Raw genomic sequence first — 18,729 nt, forward strand, 5'->3', positions numbered from 1 at the left:
GCGCGGGCGACCCGGAAACGCCCGTAGGCTTCACGGCGTGCTCGCAGTCGTCCCGCCCCCGGTCACCGTCCGCGTCCCGGCCAAGGTGAACCTGCACCTGGCCGTCGGCGATCCCCGCGCGGACGGGTACCACGACCTGGTGACCATCTTCCAGGCGCTGTCGCTCACCGACGAGGTCACCGTCGCCATCGCCGACGACCCCGGGGTGGAGGTGCACGGCGAGGGCGCCGACTCGGTGCCCACCGGCCCGTCCAACCTGGCGTGGAAGGCCGTGCGGGTGCTCGCCCGGCACGTCGGCCGCGACCCCGACGACCCGAAGGTCCGGGTGGTGATCCGCAAGGCCATCCCGGTCGCCGGCGGCATGGCGGGCGGCAGCGCGGACGCGGCGGCCACCCTCGTCGGCCTCGCCTCCCTGTGGCGGCTGGAGACCACCCGCGACGAACTGGCCGTCCTGGCCGGGACGATCGGCGCGGACGTCCCGTTCGCCCTCTACGGCGGCACGGCCCTGGGCACCGACCGGGGCGACCAGATCGTGCCCGTGCTGGCCCGGCACACGTTCCACTGGGTGCTGGCGTTCGACCGGCGCGGGCTGTCCACGCCCGAGGTGTTCGGCGAGCTGGACCGGCTGCGCGCGGACGGCGACCCGCCCCGCGTGGGCGACGCCGAGGCCGTCCTGGAGGGCCTGTCGTCCGGCGACCCGAGGCAGCTCGCGCTGCTGCTCGGCAACGACCTCCAGGCCGCCGCCGTGTCGCTGCGGCCCAACCTGCGGCGCACGCTGCGCGCGGGCGTGAACGCGGGCGCGCTGGCCGGCATGGTCTCCGGCTCCGGGCCGACCTGCGCGTTCCTGTGCACGGACGGTGACTCCGCGGTGCGCGTGGCGGCCGAGCTGGCGGGCGCGGGCGTGTGCCGCACGGTCCGCGTGGCCCAGGGCCCCGTGCACGGCGCGCGCGTCATCGGCACCGAGGAGGCGCCCCGCCCCGCGCCGCCCGAGGTGCACGCCTGAGGCTCACTCGCCGATCTTCTTCGCGGCGAGGGTGATGTCGGTGCCGCAGTCCACCACCTGCCCGCCGGGGACGCTCTGCGCCGTCGTGACCCAGTTCCGGTCCACCAGCACCATCCGGCCCTGACCGGTGGCGTCCTCCTCCAGCAGCCGGAACAGGCCCGCCGCCTGGAGGGCGTCCTGGGCCTCCTGGTGGACCATGCCCACGACCTGCGGCACGGTGCACGTGTCGGCGGCCCGCCCGCCGGGCGGCGTCGCCCCGCCCGACCCCTGGTCGTCGCCGTTCACGACGCCGATGACGAACAGGACGGCCAGGCCGCCCGCGATCCACACCCACTTCGGTTGCGCCACCACCCGATTACAGCGCGTGAGGTGGTCGCGGGCACACCGCCGTTCCGGGAGCGCCGGCTAGGCTGGAGTGTCGCTGTGTCCTCGCGTTCCCGATGAAGGTGCTGGTAGATGGCCAACTTGGTCAACTTGGAGAACGTCTCCAAGTCGTTCGGCGTTCGCCCGCTGCTCGACGGCGTGTCCCTGGGTGTCGGTGAGGGCGACCGCATCGGCGTCGTGGGCCTCAACGGCGGCGGCAAGACGACGCTGCTGGAGGTGCTGGCCGGGCTCGCCGAACCGGACGAGGGGCGGGTCAGCCAGAACCGCGGCCTGCGGATGGCCGTGGTCACCCAGCGCACCGAGCTGGGCGAGGGGTCGACGGTGCGCAACGCCGTGCTCGACCCGCTCGGGTACGGCGCCGACGACCACGAGTGGGCCGCCGACGCCCGCGTCCGGTCCATCCTCGACGGCCTCGGCATCACCGGCTTCGGCCTGGACTCGCCGGTCGCCACCATGTCCGGCGGCGAGCGGCGGCGGGTGGCCCTGGCGGCGGCGCTGGTGCAGGACCTCGACCTCGTGGTGCTGGACGAGCCCACCAACCACCTCGACGTGGAGGGCGTGCGCTGGCTGGCCGACCACCTGCTGACCCGGCGCACGGCGCTCGTCGTCGTCACCCACGACCGGTGGTTCCTGGACACCGTGTGCACCCGGACGTGGGAGGTCGTCGGCGGTCGCGTCGAGCAGTACGAGGGCGGGTACGCGGACTGGACGTTCGCCCGCGCCGAGCGCGGTCGCCTCGCCGACACCCTGGAGGAGAAGCGCCGCAACCTGGCCCGCAAGGAGCTGGCGTGGCTGCGCCGCGGCGCGCCGGCCCGCACGTCCAAGCCGCGCTACCGCATCGAGGCCGCCGAGGCCCTGATCTCCGACGTCCCGCCGCCGCGCGACTCGGTCGAGCTGCTGGCGTTCGCCAAGCGCCGCCTGGGCCGCACCGTGCTGGAGCTGGAGGACGCGACGCTCACCGTGCCCGACCGGGTGCTGGTGCGCGACCTGACGTGGCGCATCGGGCCCGGCGACCGGGTCGGCATCGTCGGCGTGAACGGGTCGGGCAAGACGACGCTGCTGCGCGCCCTGGCCGGTGAGCGCGAGCTGGAGTCCGGCAAGCGCGTGCAGGGCCAGACGGTGAAGCTCGCGCACCTCAGCCAGGAGCTGCACGACCTCGACCCGACGATGCGGGTGCTGGAGGCCGTGGAGGAGGTCGCCCGGCGGGTGGTGCTGGGCAAGCAGGAGATGTCGGCGTCGCAGCTCGCCGAGCGGTTCGGGTTCTCGTCGCAGAAGCAGTGGACGCCGGTCGGCGACCTGTCCGGCGGCGAGCGGCGGCGGTTGCAGCTGTGCCGGCTGCTGATGGCCGAGCCGAACGTGCTGCTGCTCGACGAGCCCACCAACGACCTGGACATCGACACCCTCCAGCAGCTGGAGGACCTGCTCGACTCGTGGCCGGGCACGCTCGTGGTCATCTCCCACGACCGGTACCTCGTGGAGCGCGTGTGCGACCACGTGGTGGCCCTGTTCGGCGACGGCGGGCTGACCGACCTGCCGGGCGGCATCGAGGAGTACCTGAAGCGGCGCGACCGGCAGAAGGAGGCGGCGGCCCCGGTCGCGGCGCCGAAGGCCGCGTCGACGTCGAACGCGGCCGACCAGCGCGCGGCGCGCAAGGAGCTGGCCCGGCTGGAGCGGCGGCTGGAGGTGCTCCAGAAGAAGGAGGCCGAGCTGCACGCGAAGCTCGCCGAGGCCGCCACCGACCCGGAGCGGCTGCTGGCCCTGGACGCCGAGCTGCGCGCCGTGCTGGCGGAGGCGGGGGACGTCGAGGCGCAGTGGCTGGAGGCCGCCGAGAGCGCCGAGGGCTGACCGGGGCCCGCCCGGCGGCGGGCGGGTCCCGCGTCCCGCGTCCCGGGCCCGGGGTCCCTGGTCGCGGGTCCGGGGTCCGGGGTCAGACGCCCCGGCGGCGGAGTTCGGCGACCAGCAGCGGCATCAGCTCGTCGACGAACGCGGTGTCGTAGCCCTGGCCCGCCATGATCGACTGGGTGAACCTGGTCTTCGCGATCTCGGCCGAGGTCGCGCCGACCATGCCGTCCAGCGCGATGCCGACCTCCTCCAGCACCCGGTCCACTTGGGACGTGCGGTAACCGCGCGCGGCGGGACCGGCCAGGGGGATCTTCAGCCTGCGCAGCTGCTTCCACGACGTGATCGGGGGCAGCGCGTCGGGCGGCAGCGGGCCGTCGCCGAGCTGCTTCTCCACCCGCGTCAGGAAGGCGTCGACCTCGGTCTCGTCGTAGCCGCGCCGGCCGAACATGGGCCGGCTGAAGCGGACCTCGCGGACCTCGCGGGCGGTCAGGTCGTCCTGGCCGAGGAGGGTGTTCTCGATGCGGTCCAGGAACCGGTCCACCTGCGACTCCTGGTAGCCGCGCCGGCCGCGGGGCGGTTTGCCGAACGCGGCGGTGCGCACGTCGCGCGCGGTGAGCGGGCGGGTGCCGGGGCCCTGGCGGGGGCGGGCGGGCAGCGGGGGCGGCGGGGTGGTCGCCGTGGTCGGGCTCGTCGGCGGCGGGACGAGCGGCGCGGCGAGCGACGGGGTGGTCGGCGGGGTGGTCGGGGGGACGACCGGTCGTGAGGCGGGCGGCGGGATGCGGCCCGAGGGGGTGCGGTCCGAGGGGGTGCGGGGCGGGGTGCCGCGCGGCGGGGTCGTGCGGCCCGGCTGGGGCGGGGTGCGCTCCAGGGTGACGACGACCAGGTCCAGGAACGTGTCCACGTCGTCCTCGTCGTACCCGACCTGGCCGGGCGGGGCGTAGCGGAACTCCTGCTCCTGCACCTCCAGCGCGGTCAGCGTGTCGCGGCCCGCCAGGGTGTTCTCGATCCGGTCGAGGAACGCGTCGATCTGGCCCTCGTGGTAGCCGCGGTTGCCCGGTCTGGGCTTGTGGAACCGCACGCCGCGCACGTCCTGAGGGGTCAGCCGCGGTGCCGCCGGGCGCATCCCCGTCGACGTGGCGTGCGCGCCCTGCGCGGGCGCGGTGGCCTGCCGCCGCTGCGGGGTCGAGCCGAGGGTGTCCGCGACGAGGTCCATGAACGCGTCGACCTCGGCCGCGTGGTAACCCGGCCGCGCGGGTCTGAACCTCGCTCTCCGCACGTCGTCCTCGGTCACGTCGTCCCGGCCCAGCAGCGTGTGCTCGACGCGGTCGAGGAAGGCGTCCACCTGGGCCTCGTCGTACCCCGGTTGGCCGGGGGGCGGGCGGTGGAAGGCGACCTGCCGCAGATCCTGCGCGTTCAACAGCGGCGCCGGATGTGCCGGCATGTGCTGGCGCGCGTCGAACCCGGCCACCCATTACCTCCTTCGTGCGGTGTACCGGGGAGTATCGCCGGATGGTGGCGTCGTTGTTTCGCCCTATCGGCTCAATGCTGGGCGGATCGCTCTACTCTGGCCCCCATGAGCCGGTTCGTGGACACGATGGTGGCAACCGCTGCGGGTGCCGGGGGACGGTCGCGGGGAATGACCACGGGGGAGCCGGGCGCGCCGGTCCGCCGGACGTGGGCCGAGGTGCACGAGCGGGCGACGCGGGTGGCCGGCGCCCTGGTGGCCGGCGGTGTCCGCCCCGGCGCGTCCGTCGCCGTCCTCGCGGGCGACCCTGCGTCCATCGCCCCCGCCGTGCAGGCGGTGTGGCTGGCGGGCGGCAGCACGACGATGCTGCACCAGCCGACGCCCCGCACCGACCTCGCCGAGTGGGCCGACGACACCCTGCGCGTGCTCCGCATGATCGACGCCGAGCTGGTGCTGCTCGGCGCGCCGTTCGACGCCCTGGCCCCGGTGCTCGACCAGCACGGCGTGACCCACCGCCGGCTCGACGACCTGGACGGCGAGCCCCTGGCCGCGCCCGTCGAGGTCGACGAGGGCATGACCGCCCTGCTCCAGCTCACCAGCGGCTCCACCGCCGACCCGAAGGCCGTCCGGATCACCCACGCGAACCTGTGGTCGAACGCCGAGGGGATGCGGGTCGCCGCAGCCCTCGACCCGGGCCGCGACGTCATGGTGTCGTGGCTGCCGCTGTTCCACGACATGGGGATGGTCGGCTTCCTGACCGTGCCGATGCTGCTCGGCATCGAGCTGGTCAAGGTCACCCCGGCCGACTTCCTCGCCCGGCCCACGCTGTGGCCGGACCTGATCTCCCGCCACGGCGGCACCATCACCGCCGCGCCGAACTTCGCCTACGCCATCGTCGCCCGCCGCATGAAGGGCGTGGACGACGGCGCGTTCGACCTGTCCACGCTGCGCCTCGCGCTCAACGGCGCCGAACCGATCGACCCGGCCGCGGTGAAGGCGTTCACCGACGCGGGCGAGCGGTTCGGGATGCCCCCCGAGTGCGTGCTGTGCGCGTACGGCATGGCGGAGACGACGCTGGGCGTGGCGTTCGCGCCGCTGTTCTCCGGCCTCTCCGTCGACTGGGTGGACCCCGAGGAGCTGGAGGCCGGCAAGCGGGCCGTGCCGGTCCCCCCGGACACCCCGAACGCGCGGGCGTTCCCGCTGAACGGCCCGCCGCTGCCGGGCCTGGAGGTGCGGGTCGTCGACGAGTCGGGCGCGGTGCGCGGCGAGCGCGAGGTCGGGCAGCTGCGGGTGCGCGGCGAGGCGGTGACGCCCGGCTACCTGACCGTGGACGGACCGCTGGCCACCCAGGACGCCGACGGCTGGCTCGACACCGGCGACGAGGGGTACCTGGTGGACGGCCAGGTCGTCGTGTGCGGGCGGCGCAAGGACGTGATCATCATGGGCGGCCGCAACATCTACCCCACCGACATCGAGCGGGCCGCGCTGTCCGTGGACGGGGTGCGCGCGGGCAACGCGATCGCCGTGCGGCTGGACGCGGGCACCCGGCGCGAGCGGTTCGCCGTGGTCGTCGAGTCGGCGCTGGCCGGTGAGGACGAGGCGGTGAAGGCCCTGACCAAGGAGATCAGCGCGCGGGTGGTGGACGCGGTCGGGCTGCGGCCGTTCTCGGTGGTCGTGCTGAAGCCCGGCAGCCTGCCCAAGACGCCGTCCGGCAAGCTGCGCCGCTCCTCGGCGGCCTCGCTGGTGCCGCTGCCCTGATGCCCGCCGGGGCGGCGTCGGGCGGGGCGGCGGGTACTGGGCCGCCGCCTGCCGGGGTGGCGCCTGCCGGGGTGGTGTCGGGCGGGGTGGTGTCGGGCGGGGCGGTGGCCCGCGCGCTGGCCTTCGTGGCGGCGCGGTCCGGCGGTCCGCCGCTCGACCGCGCGCTGCGCGTCACCCTGAACTTCCACCCCGAACGAGTGGTTCCCGCGCTGGCGGACGGCGACGCGTACCTGTCGCAGTTCGTCACCGGGACCGGCAACGGCGGCCTGACCGCGTTCGAGGGCGGCGCCCGGTGGCGCTGGGAGAGCCGCATGTTCGGCGGCGCGTACAACTCGGCCCCGCCCCGCGACCGGCCGGTGTACGGCGGGCTGGACCTCCGGCGCGACCCGTACGGCGCGTCACCGCGCTTCGGCTCGTCACACCTGCGGCTGAAACCGCACGTCCTGCCGCGCACCACGTTCTGCTACCCGGACAGCGTGCTGGAGCCGGAGCACTTCGGCGTCGCCGACCGGGTGGGGCTGGTGGTCGCGGCCCTGGCCGACGCACGGGACCCGCTGGACGACTACGTCGAGGCGCACGTGCACGGCGGGGTGTCCGTCGCGGCCGACGCGGAGGCCCTCGTGCTCGACCCGAGCTACCGCGGCACGCCCGTCGAGGAGGCCGCGTCGCGCCTGCCCTGCGCGGTCGAGTGGCACCCCGGTTTTCACCTGCACGTGGACGAACTGCGCCGCCACCCGGACTTCCGCGGGCCGCGGTCCACGGCGCTGGGGGAGGAGATCGCCGTGGACGGCGTGCTGACGCCGGCGGTCGTCGGCGGCACCGCGGGCCGCCACGACCCGCAGGACCTCAAGAAGGTGTGGCACCTGCTGGCCCGCTTCGGCCGCCGCGACCGCTGACCCGGGCACGATGGTCGGGTGACGACCGAGATCCGCCCCGCCCGCCCCGAGGACCTGCCGATCGTGGCCGAGCTGCGCTCCCGGTGGGAGCACGAGAGCCGGGTCCGCGCCCCCGGAGGGGTTCGCGGCCCGCTTCACGGCGTGGGCCCGCGAGCACGCGGCCACCCACCGGTGCGCGGTCGCCGTCGTGGACGGCCGGGTCGTCGGCATGGCGTGGCTCGCGGTCCGGCCCAGGGTGCCCGGCAGCGCCGCGTTCCACTCGTGCTCAGCGGAACCCGTGCTCAGTGGAACTTGTGCTCAGTGAAACTTGTTCTGGGCCGCTTCCAGCCCCAGTTCCAGCAGGGCCTCCACGGCGTCCGCCGCCCGGTCCAGCTCGAAGGCCAGCTCCTTGCGCTCCGCCGGCGAGAAGTCCCGCAGCACGTAGTCGGCCGGGTCCATCCGGCCCGGCGGGCGGTCCACGCCGAAGCGCACCCGGTGGTAGTCCTTGGTGCCCAGCGACTTCGTGATCGAGCGCAGGCCGTTGTGGCCGTTCTCGCCGCCGCCCAGCTTCAGCCGCACGGTGGCGAACGGCAGGTCCAGCTCGTCGTGCACGACGACGATCGACGCGGGCGGCACCTTGTAGAAGTTCGCCGTGCCCGCCACCGGGCCACCCGAGAGGTTCATGTAGCCGCGCGGCTTCGCCAGCACGACGCGGCGGCCGGCCAGGCGGCCCTCCAGCACCTCGGCGCCACCCTTGTGCGCCTTGAACTTCCCACCAACGCGTGAAGCCAGCTCGTCGAGGACCAGGAAACCGACGTTGTGCCGGTTGCCCTCGTACTTGGGGCCGGGGTTGCCCAGCCCGACGACCAGGGCCACGTCATCGACCACGGAACCGCAACTCCTGCTCCAGCTCGTCCAACAGGGTGTCCACCGCCCGCACCTGGTAGCCGCGCCGCAGACCCGACGTGGTGCTGAACCTGGTGTGGCGGACCTCGCCCGCGGTCATCCGCCCCCGGCCGTCCAGCGCGGCGGCGGCGCGCCCGAGGAACGCGTCGACCTCGCCGCGATCGTAGCCGCTGGACGCCTTCGGCAGCTTCACCGCCAGCAGCGCGTCACCGGTCTGGAGGGTCGTCGGCGGCACGTGGCCGGAGCGCAGCTGGTGCTCCGCGGCGGCCAGGAACTCGTCCACGGCGCGCTGCTCGTAGCCGCCCGCGATCTCGGTGAACGCGATCGACCGCACCTGCTCGGGCCGCAGCGCGAACCGCCCGGCGAGGGCGTCGGCGATCTGCCGCGCGAACGCGTCGACCTGCGCCGGGTCGTACCCCTTGCCGTTCTTGCGGCGCGGGAACCGCAGCGCCCTCACCTGTGCCGGGCTCAGGTACGGGAACGGCACGCCACCCCAGCCGTGAGGCGGGGGAGGCGTGCCGTTCGAGTCGCCCGACGTGATGGGCTCAGCCTTCTTCGTTGGCCTCGGGCTCGGTGCCCTCGCCCGTGTCGCCCTCCATGGCGGCGGCGCTCGGGGCCTCGTTCACCGCGAGCACCATCGCCTCGGCGTCGGTGATCAGGGTGGAACCCGAGGGCAGCGACAGGTCGGAGGCGTGCACCTGGGTGCCGGCCGCCAGGCCCTCGATGGAGAACTCGATCTGCTCCGGGAGGCTCAGGGCGTCGGCCTCGATCTGGACCGTGGTGAGGTCCTGGGTGAGCAGGGTCCCCGAGGCGGTCTCGCCGGTGAGGACGATGGGCACCTCGACGGTGACCTTCTCGCCCCGCTGCACGAGCAGCAGGTCGACGTGCTCGATGTAGTTCTTGATGGGGTGGGTGGTGACGGTCTTGGTCAGCGCAAGCTCGCTGGACGAGTCGATGTCCAGGGCGATGACAGCGTTGTGACCGTGCTCGCGGACAACACGGGCGAACTCGAGCGCCGGCAGGGCCAGGTGCTTCGGGTCGGAACCGTGGCCGTAGAGCACCGCGGGGATCTTGCCGGCGCGGCGGGTGCGGCGGGCGGCGCCCTTGCCGAACTCGGTGCGCTGCTCTGCGGCGAGACGGACCTCGGACACGGTGGGGCTCTCCTAACGGTCTGGCCTGGTACGTCGGGCGGGGCGTAAGCGGGGTGGTGAGCCTGCGGCGGCCGGGCGGCGCGGAAGGTGAACACGCGCGGCATCACAACCGCCGCGTCGATCACGCCGAGCGTGATGCTCGCCCTCGCCGAGGCAACCCGACCAGTGTAGGCCGACTGACGGGAAGGGGCCTAATCGGGGGTTCGTTCCCCGCCCCACCCCGCCCGAAACCCGAGAGTCCAACGCCCAGGTCCCGAGAGTCCAACGCCCAGGTCGGGTGAGTTCTACGCCCGGGACCCCTGAGTTCCGCGCCTGAACGCAGAACTCAGGGGTCCCGGGCGTTGGACTCTCGAGTCCTGAGCGTTGGACTCTCGGGGCTGGGCGTTGGACTCCCGGGGTCAGGCGTTGCCGTCGAACAGGGAGGTCACCGAGCCGTCCTCGAAGACCTCCTGGATGACGCGGGCCAGCAGGGGGGCGATCGGCAGCACGGTCATCGCCTCGAAGCGCTTCTCGGCCGGGATCGGGAGGGTGTCGGTGAACACGACCTCGCGGGCGCCGCAGTCGCGCAGGCGCTCCACGGCCGGGCCGGACAGGACCGGGTGGGTGGCGGCGATGACGACGTCCGACGCGCCCTCGGCCAGGAGCTGCTCCACGGCCTTGGTGATGGTGCCGCCGGTGTCGATCATGTCGTCGATGACCACGCACAGGCGGCCCTGGACCTGGCCGACCACCCGGTTGGCGACGACCTCGTTCGGGCGCAGCGGGTCGCGCGTCTTGTGGATGAACGCGATGGGCGTGCCGCCCAGCGTGTCGGCCCACTTCTCGGCCAGCTTGGTGCGGCCCGCGTCCGGGGACACGACGGTGATGTCGTGGCCCGCGTACTTGTCGCGGATGTGCTCCGCGAGCAGCGGCATGGCCCACAGGTGGTCCACCGGGCCGTCGAAGAAGCCCTGGATCTGGGCGGTGTGCAGGTCGACCGCGACGAGGCGGTCGGCCCCGGCGGTCTTGAACAGGTCGGCGACCAGGCGCGCGGAGATCGGCTCGCGGCCCCGGTGCTTCTTGTCCTGCCGGGCGTACGGGTAGAACGGCATGATCACGGTGATGCGCTTGGCCGAGGCCCGCTTGAGCGCGTCGACCATGATCAGCTGCTCCATCAGCCACTGGTTGATGGGCGCGCAGTGCGACTGCACGACGAACGCGTCGCAGCCGCGCACGCTCTCCTCGAACCGCACGAAGATCTCGCCGTTGGCGAAGTCGTAGGCGGACTGCGGCGTGACGGACACGTTCAGGTGCTTGGCGACCTGCTCGGTCAGCTCCGGGTAGGCGCGACCGCCGAAGAGCATCAGGTTCTTCTTGGGTGTCCCGGCCATCGTGGGGTTCACGTCAGCGCCCTTCATCGGTTGTGCCATTCCCATTCTCGGACGCGCGCGCCCGCTCCGCCGCCTGTGCGGACGCCGTGCCGGCGCGGCGGGACAGGACCCAGCCGTCCAGGTTGCGCTGCGGCCCGCCGGACACGGCCAGCGCCCCCGGCGGGACGTCGCGCCGCACCACGGTCCCGGCACCGGTGTAGGCGCCGTCACCGACGGTTACCGGCGCCACGAACATGTTGTCCGAACCGGTGCGGCAGTAGGACCCGATCGTGGTCCGGTGCTTGTTCACGCCGTCGTAGTTGACCGTGACGCTCGCCGCGCCGATGTTCGAGTGCTCCCCGACCGTGGTGTCGCCGAGGTAGCTCAGGTGGGGGACCTTCGAACCGGTGCCGATGTCGGAGTTCTTGACCTCGACGAACGTGCCGATCTTGCCGTTCTCGCCGAGGCGCGTGCCCGGCCGCAGGTAGGCGAACGGGCCGACGGACGCGCCCTCGCCGATCTCCGCGCCGCTGCCGTGCGTGCGCACCACCGACGCGCCCGCGCCGACCGTGCAGCCGCTCAGCGTGGTGTCCGGTCCCACGACCGCCCCCTCGCCGACGACCGTCCCGGCGCGCAGCTGCACGCCCGGCTCGATCAGCGCGTCCCGCCCGAGCCGCACGTCCGCGTCCAGCCACGTGGTGGCCGGGTCGACCACGGTCACGCCCGAGCGCATGGCTCGTTCAACGATCCGACGATTCAACTCCGCGCCCAGCCGGGCCAGCTGCACGCGGTCGTTCACGCCCTCCACGAGCCAGGCGTCGGAGGTCACCAGCGCGCCCACGCGCCGGCCGTCCGACCGCGCGATGGTGAGCACGTCGGTCAGGTACAGCTCGCCCTGCGCGTTGTCCGTGGACAGCCGCGAGAGCCCGTCGCGCAGCACCGCCGCGTCGAACGCGTACACACCCGAGTTGATCTCGGTGATGGCGCGCTGCTCCGCGGAGGCGTCCTTTTGTTCAACGATCCCCTCGACCTCGCCCGAGGCCGAGCGCACGATCCGCCCGTACCCGGTGGGGTCGTCCACCACCGACGTCAGCACGGTCACCGCGTTGCCCCGGGCGCCGTGCTCGACCAGCAGCGCGCGCAGGGTGTCGGCGTCCAGCAGGGGCACGTCGCCGTAGGTCACCACGACCGTGCCGCCCAGGTCCGCGGGCAGTTCGGCGAGGCCGCAGCCCACCGCGTGCCCGGTGCCCTTCTGCTCGTCCTGCACCGCCACGGTGACCTTGCGGTCCAGCGCGGTCGACAGGCCGTCGAGGTGTTCGGCGACCGCCGCGCGGCCGTGGCCGACCACGACGGCCAGGTGGTCCGGATCGGTCCCCGCGGCCGCGCGCACCGCGTGCTCCACGAGGGAACGGCCGGCGATGCGGTGCAGGACCTTGGGGGTGGCGGAGCGCATGCGGGTGCCTTCACCCGCTGCGAGGACGATCGTGCTGACTGGGGTGGGGACACCCTCGAGCATCAGCGCTCTCCCTAGCTCGGTGCGTGCCTTGCAGCGGGAGGGGCCTGGCTTCCCGCCAGGTGCTGATACTAAGCCTCCGGACCGGGCTCGACCTCCACCGCGGCAACCTGGCAGCCACCTCTGCGCTTCGCCACGTACATCGCCGAGTCGGCTCGCGAGAGGGCCGCGTGGGAGGTCTCGCGGGGCCGCACGGAGATCACCCCGACGGACAGCGTGACCCCGCGCGAGAGGTCGGAAGGCAAGGCGGCGACGGCATCCACGGCCCGCGCGAGCGCCGCCTCGGCCGCGTGCAGCGGCGCGCCCGGCAGCAGCACCACGAACTCGTCGCCGCCGTACCGGGCCACCAGGTCGTCACCGCGCAGGGCCTGCCGCAGTGTGCTGGCAATCACGCGCAGGACGTCGTCGCCCTCGGCGTGCGAGTGCTTGTCGTTGACCACCTTGAACCCGTCCAGGTCCACCAGCGCGATGGACATGGGGTGGACCTGGGCGTTGATCAGCGCGCCCAGTCGGTCGTCGAGCGCGCGGCGGTTCGGCAGGCCCGTCAGCGGGTCCTGCAACGCCTGCTGCGCGATGGCGCCGTGCGCGCGGGTCAGCCGTTCGTGGTCGCGGCGGGTGAGCAGGGTCGCGGTGCGGGCCTCCTGCATCAGCCACAGCTCGGTCTCCAGCGCCGTGGCGTACGTCTCCAGCGCGCTGATCGTGCGCTCGTGCTTCGGGCCGGACAGGCGGGCGAACTCGCGCGTCAGGCACAGCATCAGGGTCGGCTCGGACGTGTCGCGCTCCAGCCGCTCGCGGGCGTCGTGCAGCACCTGGAGCGCCTGCTGCGGCAGCTCCTCCATCTCCAGGCACCGGGCCAGCGCGATCGACACGATGATCAGCTCCCGGGCGTACATGGACAGCTCGCGCAGCGACCACAGCCGCGAGATGTGCTCCGCGCCCGGCTTGGCCAGCGCGTGCGCGGCCCCTATCACCGGCACCTGCTCGGCGGCGGTGCGGTCGCGCCGGCCGGGGTGCAGGGACTCGCGGAACGCGCCCTCGACGGCGGTGGCGATGGCGGAGGCGGTGGCGAACCGCTCGGCGGCCTCCTCGAAGTTGTCCACCCGCTCCAGCCGCAGGCCCCAGCCGATGAGCATCCGGGCCCGGTTCACCAGGTGCACGTAGATCAGGTGCGGGTTGGCGCTCTCCCGGATCGCGTTGTGCGCGCGGGCCAGCACCTCGTCCGCCATCTCGTAGACGCCCAGCTGGGTGAGCACGAGCCCGGTCGACTGGAGCGCGGACGCCAGCAGGCGGTCCCACGTGCGCTTGTCGAGCATCGGGTCCGGGGCGAGGTCCTCCTCCAGCATCGCCAGGCCGCTCGCGACCTCGGTCAGCGCCTTGTCCTCGAACCCGCCGAGCAGGTAGCGGCGGCCCCGCAGCGCGTGCGCCTCGGCCTCCAGCACCAGCAGGCCGTGCCGCCGGCAGTGGACGAGCATCTCGTCGAGCACGGAGTCGGAGAGGTCGACCAGGCCGGGGGTGACGATCCGCACCACGGCGGCGGCGCGCAGCAGCTGGCCGACGATCCGCGGCTCACCGCGGCCCTGGGCCTCGGCGAGGATCAGGTCGACCTCGTCCGCCGCGTCGAGCTGCGCGGACAGGTGGCTGCTCTGCGCGATGGCCACGAGTTCGCTCGCGCGGCCGACCAGCCACGCGTCCGACATCTCGGGGGGCACCGGCGCCACGTTGCCCTGCTCGTCGACCGCTTCCTCGCGCAGCGACTCACACCCCCATGCGGACGCAGGGCGACCGGGCCCCGGACGGGCCCGACCAGCTCGCTCCGCCACCAGGATTCGAACCTGGACCATCGGAACCAAAATCCGAGGTGCTGCCTTTACACCATGGCGGAACGGTCGGGGTTCGCCCCGACCGCGCGAACACATGTTGTCACGACTGCCCCCCGAAGGTCAGCACCACCACTCAAGTGGCGGCAACCCGTCGGTAACCCGATCATGACCCACCGTGTTGTGGCTGGTCAGCACGGGGTCACGGCCGAGGTGCGCGAGGCGCCCGACGTGTCGCCGGGTCCCGAAGACAATCATGTAAAAAACTACCGTCGGTAGTTAATCCGGTACGGCGGGCCCGTCGCCGGGGCGTCGTCGGGCCGTCACCGCGCGGTCCCCACCGAGTCCAGGAACCCGACCAACGCCTCCTCGTACGCGTCCGGGTCGACGTTCCACGACGCGGTGTGCTCGGCGGCGGGCACCTCGACGTAGCGCACCGGCCAGTCCAGCCGGGGCGCCGCGGTGGCCAGCTCGCGCGACGACCCCACGGGCACGGTGCCGTCCGCGCCGCCGTGGAACAGCAGCGTCGGCGGCCGGTGCGCGGGCGGGTGGTCGGCCAGGTCGAAGCGGTCGAAGTCCAGGTCGGCGCGCCAGTCCGAGACCAGCTCCGCGACCGGCACGAGCTGCTCGGGCACGCCCCGGTTGCGCGACTGGAGCTCCAGGGTGTCCGTCCAGCTCACCACGGGCGCGTCCAGCACGACCGCCGCGACCAGCGGCGCGTCCGCCGACCGGGTCAGGAACTGGCCGACGATCGCCCCGCCCATCGACCACCCGTAGAGCACGACGTCGCGCGCGCCCCGGTCCCGGGCGAACCGCACGGCCGCCTCCACGTCGCGCCACTCCGTGTCGCCCAGGTGGTACAGCCCGTCGGGCGAACGGGGGGCTCCCTCGTCGTTGCGGTAGGTCACGGCCAGAACGGGTAGCCCCAGGTCGTGCAGAGCCGGCACGACCCGCAACGCCTCCGCCCGGGTGCCGCCCCGGCCGTGCACCGCGATCACCCACGTGGACGACGTCGCGGGCACGAGCCAGGCCGGCGCGTCACCCAGCTCGGTGGGCACGCGCACGTCCTCGTGCTCCAGGTCGAGCGCGGTGCGCGGGTCCGTCGTCCACACCGACGTCTCCAGCCGCACGCGCGTGCCGTCCGGGGGCGCCTGGCCGGTCAGCAGCTCGCGCACCACCGAGCCCTGCGACCGCCGCGTCACCGGGCCGACCTCGGCCCCGCCACCCGGCCACACCAGGCCCCACCGGCCGGGCAGGGCGCTCACCCGGGACTCCGCCAGCGTGACGGTCCCCACCGCCGACGAGGTGACGGTGTCGCGGTAGCCGGGACGGGAGTTCTCCGGCTCCAGCAGCTGCCCGCTGTAGTACCAGCCGAAGCCGGTCAGACCGGCGGTGAGCAGCACGAACACCGTGATGAGGGCGATGAGCGCGGTGCGCGGGCGACGCCTGCCGCGAACGTTCGGGGACGACACCTCCGAATGATGCACCGGCGGTGATCGACACGCCCGGCTTCCTGAGAACACGCCGTGATTTGCGCCGTGACCCTGGCGGCGCCGAGCGGGCTAACCTACGGTGTCGTAAGTTACGGTTCCGTAGGTAGTCCCCTAGCAACGAGGTATTACGTATGACCAGCACCCTGGAGAGCAGGTCCACGCCGCAAGGTCCCGACAAGGGACCGAAGCCGATCATCGAGGGGCGGCGCGGCCACGTCGAGCAGCTCGGCGTGTACGTGTTCGTCATCGTGCCGTTCCTGGCTCTGCTCGCGGCCGTTCCGCTCGCCTGGGGATGGGGTCTCGGCTGGGTCGACGTCGCGCTGTTCGTCGCCTTCTACTACCTGGCCGGCATGGGCGTGACCGTCGGCTACCACCGGTACTTCACGCACGGCTCGTTCAAGGCGAACCGGGCGCTCAAGATCGGCCTCGCCATCGCCGGCAGCATGGCGCTGCAGGGCCCGGTCATCGTGTGGGTCGCCGACCACCGGCGCCACCACGCGTTCTCCGACCGCGAGGGCGACCCGCACTCGCCGTGGCTGTTCGGCTCCGGCCCCGTCGCCCTGGCCAAGGGCTTCTGGCACGCCCACATGGGCTGGCTGTTCGAGCGCGACCAGACCAACGCGCAGCGCTTCGCCCCCGACCTGCTCGCCGACAAGGACCTCGTCCGGGTCGACAAGCTGTTCCCGCTGTGGACGGCCATCAGCCTGCTCGCCCCGGCCCTGCTCGGCGGCCTGATCACCATGTCGTGGTCCGGCGCGCTCAGCGCGTTCTTCTGGGCGGGCCTCGTGCGGGTGGCGTTCCTGCACCACGTGACCTGGTCGGTCAACTCGATCTGCCACATGGTCGGCGACCGCCCGTTCGCCGCCCGCGACCGCTCCGCCAACGTGTGGGCGCTCGCGATCCTCAGCTTCGGCGAGTCGTGGCACAACCTGCACCACGCCGACCCGACGTGCGCGCGGCACGGCGTGAAGCGCGGCCAGATCGACACCTCCGCGCGGATGATCTGGCTGTTCGAGAAGTTCGGCTGGGCGACCAACGTGCGCTGGCCGAACGAGCAGCGCCTCGCCAGGATCAGCGCCAAGAAGTGACCTGATGGTGACCTGCCCACCCGCCCCCCTCGCAGCTCGCGAGGGGGGCGGGTGTTTAGGGTGGCTGGGATGGCGGGGAGACGGCGCGACGACGAGACACCGGTGCCGCGCGTGCGGATGACGGGCAAGGAGCGGCGCGAGCAGCTGCTCGACGTGGCCAGGGCGCTGTTCGCCGAGAAGGGCTTCGAGGTCACCTCGGTCGAGGAGATCGCGCACCGGGCGGGCGTGTCGAAGCCGGTGGTCTACGAGCACTTCGGCGGCAAGGAAGGCATCTACGCGGTCGTGGTGGACCGCGAGATGCAGTACCTGATGGACCACATCGTCAACGCGCTGTCCGGCGGGCACCCGCGTGAGCTGCTCGAACAGGCCGCGTGCGCGTTGCTCGACTACATCGAGGGCTCGACCGACGGGTTCCGCATCCTGGTGCGCGACTCGCCCGTGGCGTCGTCGACCGGCACGTTCTCGTCGTTGTTGAACGACATAGCGTCCCAGGTGGAGTCGATCCTGGGGCTGCACTTCTCGCGGCAGGGCTACGACCGGAAGCTGGCGGCGCTGTACTCGCAGGCCCTGGTCGGCATGGTCGCGTTGACCGGCCAGTGGTGGCTGGAGGTGCGCAAGCCGAAGAAGGACGAGGTGGCCGCGCACCTGGTCAACCTGGCCTGGAAGGGCCTGTCCCACATGGACCACAAACCCCGCCTCCGCACCCGCTGACCCGCGAGAGTCCAACGCTCAGGCCCCGAGAGTCCAACCTCCGGGTCGCGAGAGTCCAACGCCCAGGACCTCTGAGTTCTGCATTCGTGCCGACCGGTCGGTATGCCTGAATGTAGAACTCACGGGTCCTGAGCGTTGGACTCTCGGGTCCTGAGCGTTGGACTCTCGGGGCCTGGAGGTTGGACTCTCGCGGGGTCAGGTGTTGCGGGTGATTTTGAGGACCTTGTCGTCCTCGCCGTTCGACGTCGTCACGTAGAGGGCGTTGTCGGGGCCCAGCTCGGCGCCGCGCAGGCGGCCGTGGGTGCTGTCCAGCTCGACCGGGATCGAGACCGAGTGCACGCCGCCCTCCGGGGTGATGGTGAACAGCAGCACCTTGGCGCCCTTGAGCGCGGTCACCGCGAGCACGCCCTCCATGCCGCCCCACTGCTCGCCGGACAGGAACGCGGCGTCGCAGATCGCCTCGGTCGGGTCGCCGGAGGACCACACGGCCTCGACGGCGTCCGGGAACCGCTCCAGGTCCGTCATCGGCACGCCCTCGTCGTAGCCGCCGACCGAACCGCCCTGCGACGGGTCCCAGCCGTAGTTGCCGCCGGGCCGGAGCAGGTTGACCTCGTCGTCCACGTCCGGCCCGTGCTCGGCGCTGAACACCAGCCCGTCCCGCCGCACGGCGAGGCCCTGCACGTTGCGGTGCCCGTAGGTGTAGACCCGGTCGCCGAACGGGTTGCCCCCGACGCCCTCGCCGGTCGCCAGGTCGACGCGCAGCACCTTGCCGCCGAGGCTCGCCCGGTCCTGCGGCACGGTGCCCACCGCCGTGTCACCGGTGCCGACGAGCAGGTGGCCGTCGCCGTCGAGCGCCATCCGGCACCCCGAGTGCCGCCCGCTGGGGTTGTTCGGCAGCCCGGCCAGCAGCGGGTCCTTCACCCGGGTCGCCCGGGTCCCCTCCAGCCGCCACGTGACGAGCCGCACGTCCTCGGCGGTGTTGGAGCAGGTCGTGAACAGGTTCGACGACTCGAAGTCCGGGTGCACGACCAGGCTCATCAGCCCGCCCTCGCCGCGCACGGCCACGTCACCGAGGTCGGCCTCCACGTCGGTGGCCTTCCCGTCCTCGACCAGCGCGATCCTCCCGGGCCGCTGCGGCACGAGCATCCGCCCGTCGGGCAGGAACCCCACGTCCCACGGGTGGCTCAGCCCGCCGACCACGACCTCGACCTTCAGCCCGTCGGGCTCCGTGGTCGTGGGCGCGTTGCCGCCCGGCTCGGCGGACGAGCACCCCGCCACCGAACTCCCGGCCAGCAGGGCAACGGCGGCAAACCCGGCGATCCGACGCATACCGCTCAGCATCCCAAGCGGGGTGTGTGGTCGGGATCAACCCCC

16 protein-coding genes and 1 tRNA gene are annotated in these 18,729 nt (G+C 73.1%); 6 read left to right on the forward strand and 11 right to left on the reverse strand.

What is annotated here, in order from left to right; translation table 11 throughout:
- Positions 1–37 precede the first annotated feature (37 nt).
- A complete protein-coding gene (locus ACRAKJ_RS03300; RefSeq protein WP_438921177.1) occupies positions 38–1,003 on the forward strand; it encodes a 4-(cytidine 5'-diphospho)-2-C-methyl-D-erythritol kinase in 966 nt (321 codons plus the stop codon).
- Between the two features lie 3 nt (positions 1,004–1,006).
- Here the strand turns inward: ACRAKJ_RS03300 and ACRAKJ_RS03305 are convergent, their stop codons facing one another.
- Positions 1,007–1,351, reverse strand: coding sequence for a hypothetical protein (locus ACRAKJ_RS03305; protein WP_438921178.1), 345 nt, complete (start codon positions 1,349–1,351; stop codon positions 1,007–1,009).
- Positions 1,352–1,459: 108 nt separating this feature from the next.
- Between ACRAKJ_RS03305 and ACRAKJ_RS03310 the strand changes: the two genes are divergently transcribed.
- Positions 1,460–3,232, forward strand: coding sequence for an ATP-binding cassette domain-containing protein (locus tag ACRAKJ_RS03310; RefSeq protein ID WP_438921179.1), 1,773 nt, complete (start codon positions 1,460–1,462; stop codon positions 3,230–3,232).
- A gap of 82 nt (positions 3,233–3,314) precedes the next feature.
- On the opposite strand, the gene ACRAKJ_RS03315 is transcribed toward ACRAKJ_RS03310, so the two are convergent.
- Positions 3,315–4,697: a DivIVA domain-containing protein gene (locus tag ACRAKJ_RS03315; protein ID WP_438921180.1), complete on the reverse strand. Its 1,383-nt coding sequence runs from the start codon at positions 4,695–4,697 to the stop codon at positions 3,315–3,317.
- Positions 4,698–4,802: 105 nt separating this feature from the next.
- Here ACRAKJ_RS03315 and ACRAKJ_RS03320 point away from each other — a divergent pair, with 105 nt between their 5' ends.
- On the forward strand, positions 4,803–6,452 hold the full coding sequence (locus ACRAKJ_RS03320) for a fatty acyl-AMP ligase (protein WP_438921181.1): 1,650 nt from the start codon (positions 4,803–4,805) through the stop codon (positions 6,450–6,452).
- 56 nt (positions 6,453–6,508) lie between these two features.
- Entirely contained in the window at positions 6,509–7,348 is an 840-nt protein-coding gene (locus ACRAKJ_RS03325; protein WP_438921182.1) for a DUF3626 domain-containing protein, read from the forward strand.
- Between the two features lie 297 nt (positions 7,349–7,645).
- Here ACRAKJ_RS03325 and pth read toward each other — a convergent pair whose 3' ends face one another.
- The 8 genes from pth to ACRAKJ_RS03365 all read right to left on the reverse strand — a co-directional run bounded on the left by pth (position 7,646) and on the right by ACRAKJ_RS03365 (position 15,535).
- Complete coding sequence (gene pth / locus ACRAKJ_RS03330; RefSeq protein WP_438921183.1) at positions 7,646–8,215, reverse strand: aminoacyl-tRNA hydrolase; 570 nt, start codon at positions 8,213–8,215, stop codon at positions 7,646–7,648.
- Positions 8,205–8,720: a DivIVA domain-containing protein gene (locus tag ACRAKJ_RS03335; protein WP_438921184.1), complete on the reverse strand. Its 516-nt coding sequence runs from the start codon at positions 8,718–8,720 to the stop codon at positions 8,205–8,207. The genes pth and ACRAKJ_RS03335 overlap by 11 nt, the downstream gene beginning before the upstream one ends.
- A 58-nt stretch (positions 8,721–8,778) precedes the next feature.
- A complete protein-coding gene (locus ACRAKJ_RS03340) occupies positions 8,779–9,384 on the reverse strand; it encodes a 50S ribosomal protein L25/general stress protein Ctc (RefSeq protein WP_438921185.1) in 606 nt (201 codons plus the stop codon).
- A 398-nt stretch (positions 9,385–9,782) separates the two neighbouring features.
- A complete protein-coding gene (locus tag ACRAKJ_RS03345) occupies positions 9,783–10,754 on the reverse strand; it encodes a ribose-phosphate diphosphokinase (RefSeq protein ID WP_438921186.1) in 972 nt (323 codons plus the stop codon).
- Positions 10,755–10,767: 13 nt separating this feature from the next.
- Entirely contained in the window at positions 10,768–12,249 is a 1,482-nt protein-coding gene (gene glmU, locus ACRAKJ_RS03350; RefSeq protein WP_438921187.1) for a bifunctional UDP-N-acetylglucosamine diphosphorylase/glucosamine-1-phosphate N-acetyltransferase GlmU, read from the reverse strand.
- 68 nt (positions 12,250–12,317) lie between these two features.
- Positions 12,318–13,955, reverse strand: coding sequence for a GGDEF domain-containing protein (locus tag ACRAKJ_RS03355; RefSeq protein ID WP_447008868.1), 1,638 nt, complete (start codon positions 13,953–13,955; stop codon positions 12,318–12,320).
- Between the two features lie 102 nt (positions 13,956–14,057).
- Positions 14,058–14,128 (reverse strand) — tRNA-Gln (locus ACRAKJ_RS03360).
- 258 nt (positions 14,129–14,386) lie between these two features.
- Positions 14,387–15,535 (reverse strand): alpha/beta fold hydrolase, encoded by a 1,149-nt coding sequence (locus ACRAKJ_RS03365; RefSeq protein ID WP_438921188.1) that lies wholly within the window; start codon positions 15,533–15,535, stop codon positions 14,387–14,389.
- 152 nt (positions 15,536–15,687) lie between these two features.
- On the opposite strand from ACRAKJ_RS03365, the gene ACRAKJ_RS03370 reads away from it, so the two are divergent.
- The gene (locus ACRAKJ_RS03370; protein WP_438921189.1) at positions 15,688–16,644 is read left to right on the forward strand and encodes a fatty acid desaturase; all 957 of its coding nucleotides are present in this window, start codon (positions 15,688–15,690) and stop codon (positions 16,642–16,644) included.
- Between the two features lie 117 nt (positions 16,645–16,761).
- A complete protein-coding gene (locus tag ACRAKJ_RS03375; RefSeq protein WP_033441238.1) occupies positions 16,762–17,355 on the forward strand; it encodes a TetR/AcrR family transcriptional regulator in 594 nt (197 codons plus the stop codon).
- Between the two features lie 195 nt (positions 17,356–17,550).
- Here ACRAKJ_RS03375 and ACRAKJ_RS03380 read toward each other — a convergent pair whose 3' ends face one another.
- Positions 17,551–18,684 carry a PQQ-dependent sugar dehydrogenase gene (locus ACRAKJ_RS03380; RefSeq protein WP_438921190.1) on the reverse strand — a complete coding sequence of 378 codons (1,134 nt, stop codon included), beginning with the start codon at positions 18,682–18,684 and terminating at the stop codon, positions 17,551–17,553.
- Positions 18,685–18,729: the final 45 nt, after the last annotated feature.

This window comes from Saccharothrix sp. DSM 118769, from assembly GCF_052936295.1.

Excerpts from the sequence above, each read along its gene's own strand:
- glmU (WP_438921187.1), bottom strand. The coding sequence starts at position 12,249 with ATGCTCGAGGGTGTCCCCACCCCAGTCAGCACGATCGTCCTCGCAGCG.
- ACRAKJ_RS03310 (WP_438921179.1), top strand. The coding sequence starts at position 1,460 with ATGGCCAACTTGGTCAACTTGGAGAACGTCTCCAAGTCGTTCGGCGTT.
- ACRAKJ_RS03370 (WP_438921189.1), top strand. The coding sequence starts at position 15,688 with ATGACCAGCACCCTGGAGAGCAGGTCCACGCCGCAAGGTCCCGACAAG.
- ACRAKJ_RS03320 (WP_438921181.1), top strand. The coding sequence starts at position 4,803 with ATGAGCCGGTTCGTGGACACGATGGTGGCAACCGCTGCGGGTGCCGGG.
- ACRAKJ_RS03380 (WP_438921190.1), bottom strand. The coding sequence starts at position 18,684 with ATGCGTCGGATCGCCGGGTTTGCCGCCGTTGCCCTGCTGGCCGGGAGT.
- ACRAKJ_RS03375 (WP_033441238.1), top strand. The coding sequence starts at position 16,762 with ATGACGGGCAAGGAGCGGCGCGAGCAGCTGCTCGACGTGGCCAGGGCG.
- ACRAKJ_RS03345 (WP_438921186.1), bottom strand. The coding sequence starts at position 10,754 with ATGGCCGGGACACCCAAGAAGAACCTGATGCTCTTCGGCGGTCGCGCC.